The organism is Thermoflexus sp., from assembly GCF_040289485.1.
GTDB lineage: Bacteria > Chloroflexota > Anaerolineae > Thermoflexales > Thermoflexaceae > Thermoflexus.
Genome location: NZ_PSLG01000124.1, coordinates 1 through 2151, shown reverse-complemented (window position 1 = coordinate 2151; position 2151 = coordinate 1). Strand labels below are relative to the sequence as shown.

Here is a 2151-nt window from a genome sequence, read left to right as displayed (position 1 = left end):
GGTGGCGGTGGGGGTGGGGAGGGGGACGGCGACGGTGGGCAGTTCCTCCAGGGAGGTGGGCGCGGGGCGGCAGGCGCCCAGCCCCACAGCGACCCCTATCAGCAGCACGCCCAGCCTCCCCCAGCCAACCTTCTGCCAGCAGATGCGCACCATCGTGAACCTCCTTGCGTCAGATCTCAGGAGCGACAGACAAACGTTCCTATTGCCAGGGGATCGGGGTTGGCCTCGGGCTTATTCCCCTTCGTTTCGAGCCCCGAAAGCCGGTCGGGCTTCTCCACGGGCGGCCAGCCGGATCTCCCCCAGGAGGAGGAGGCCGCGGATCCTGCCGTAGCAACGGACCACCACCTTCCCGGTCAGCGGGTTGACATAAGCCGTGGCGCAGGCGGCGCCGGGGGCATTGAGGGCCGCGGCCTCCTGGGCCGCCCGCTGTGCCTGGGGCCAGCGCAGCACGACCCTTCCCGATGCCTGGAATGTGTCCGGATCGACCCACTGGGCGGCCGCGAAGGCCGCCGCATCAGCCGCCATCCGCAGCCGGCGCCAGGCCCGGAACATCCGCCCCCCTTCGTAGATCATCCCGACGAGGAGCCCCATCACCCCGAGCATGAGCAACACCCAAACCAGGATCTGGCCCTGCTCCCTCACGGCTCCCATTGGCTTTTCCATCGCTGGATCTCCCGATACGCCGTCGCGCACTGATCCACGAATCCGGCAGGCACGATCCAGCGGGCGAAGGGGATGTCGGAGACCGACACCCGCAGGCACACTTGGGCCCGCACCCGCTCCCCTCGGCCCCACCGGGCGGCCTGCACCCAAACCCTAGCCCGGCCCGGATCCAAGCCCGCTGCGCGCAGGGCAAGTTGGGCGGCCGCCTGGGCCTGCCAGACCCCACGTCCTGCGCTCAAGGTCTCGGCTGCAAAGCGAGCCGCCCCGTGGGCAGCCGCCTCCGCTTGAAGGCCCGCGTGGAAGATCCGCCCGAAGGCCATGACGGCGGCCGCCATCAACACCAGCAAGGGGAAGGCCAGCAACAGTTCCACCAAGGCCTGGCCGGATCGGTTCCGAAGGCGCTTTCGCATCAGCGGCCCCATCGCCGGGCCTCCGGCGGCTGCAGCCACCAGCGCTCCACCGGAGGGACCGTCAGGCCGGGCTCCAGGGCCATGCGGGCCTGGCGCAAGATCTCCGCCGCCCAGCGATCCCCCGTGGTCAGGGCGTCCAGTGGGATCCCATGCGGCCTTCGCGGGAGCGAATGGGGGACCAGACGCCAGATCCCCCGATCGGTGAGCACCCGGAAAGCCGGCGTGCCCGGTTCCGGCTCCACCCCGAGCACCCGGATGGGCGCCAGATCCTTCCCGGCCCGGGACCACAGGTCCGCCAGATACGCAGACAGGTCCGCGGGGGGCTGCAACGTCCGGGCCTCCTGTTCCCGCCTCATCGCCAGGTCCTGCAACACCCATTCCTCCACCGCCTCCCGGATGCGCCGGGTCTCGGCGGCGTTCCGGGCCCACCCCCATGTGATGGCCAGCCCCAGCAGCGCGAACCCGAGCACCAGCATCGCGCCCAGCATCAGATCCCCTTCCGTCATCCTCCGCCTCCTGAATCCAAGGTGGGGGGAACGTCCCCTCGCCTTCCCCAACGATGGAGACGCCGGGCCAACCGACGCTTCTCCCGGGACCATGGATCATAGGCCCAGGAGAGGGCCCAAAACCCCATGCCCGCTGCCAACCCCAGCAGCCACAGGGGGCGGCGGGGCTGCACCCCGAAAAGCACCCCGTCGGCCACCGTCAGCCGCCCCGCCACGGGCAGCCGGAGCAGTTTGGCCCGCACCCCGGCCGGCAGCGGGAAGGTCCCATCGGGGCCGGTCGTCCACCGCCGGCCCTGGACCTCCACCACGGCCCCTGCCACTCCTGGCTCCCCCGAGTCCATCCGGCCGTTCCCGTTCCGGTCCAGGAAGACCCGCCCCCAGACCACGGCAGGCGCCATCGGGACCGGCGTCGGCGTGGGGGTCGGCGTCACCGTAGGCGCGGGCAGGGTCTTCGCCGACGGCGAAGGCACGGGCGATGGCGTGGGGCTGGGCCTCGCCGTCGGCCGGCGGGTCGGCGGGGGGGTCGGTGTCGGCGTGGGGCTGGGCGTCGGCGTGGGCATGGCGGCGGGGGG

General features: G+C 71.9%; 3 protein-coding genes and 1 pseudogene. All 4 read right to left on the bottom strand.

The window, feature by feature from the left end; translation table 11 throughout:
- Positions 1–231 precede the first annotated feature (231 nt).
- The gene (locus tag C4313_RS11630) at positions 232–651 is read right to left on the bottom strand and encodes a pilus assembly protein TadG-related protein (protein ID WP_352430009.1); all 420 of its coding nucleotides are present in this window, start codon (positions 649–651) and stop codon (positions 232–234) included.
- Positions 639–1085, bottom strand: a complete 447-nt coding sequence (locus tag C4313_RS11625; protein ID WP_352430008.1) for a TadE/TadG family type IV pilus assembly protein — start codon at positions 1083–1085, stop codon at positions 639–641. Before C4313_RS11625 ends, C4313_RS11630 begins: the two co-directional genes overlap by 13 nt.
- Complete coding sequence (locus C4313_RS11620; protein WP_352430007.1) at positions 1073–1579, bottom strand: hypothetical protein; 507 nt, start codon at positions 1577–1579, stop codon at positions 1073–1075. Before C4313_RS11620 ends, C4313_RS11625 begins: the two co-directional genes overlap by 13 nt.
- Positions 1576–2151, bottom strand: a pseudogene (locus C4313_RS11615) (hypothetical protein); the annotation flags it as partial. The gene C4313_RS11620 and the pseudogene C4313_RS11615, both read right to left, overlap by 4 nt.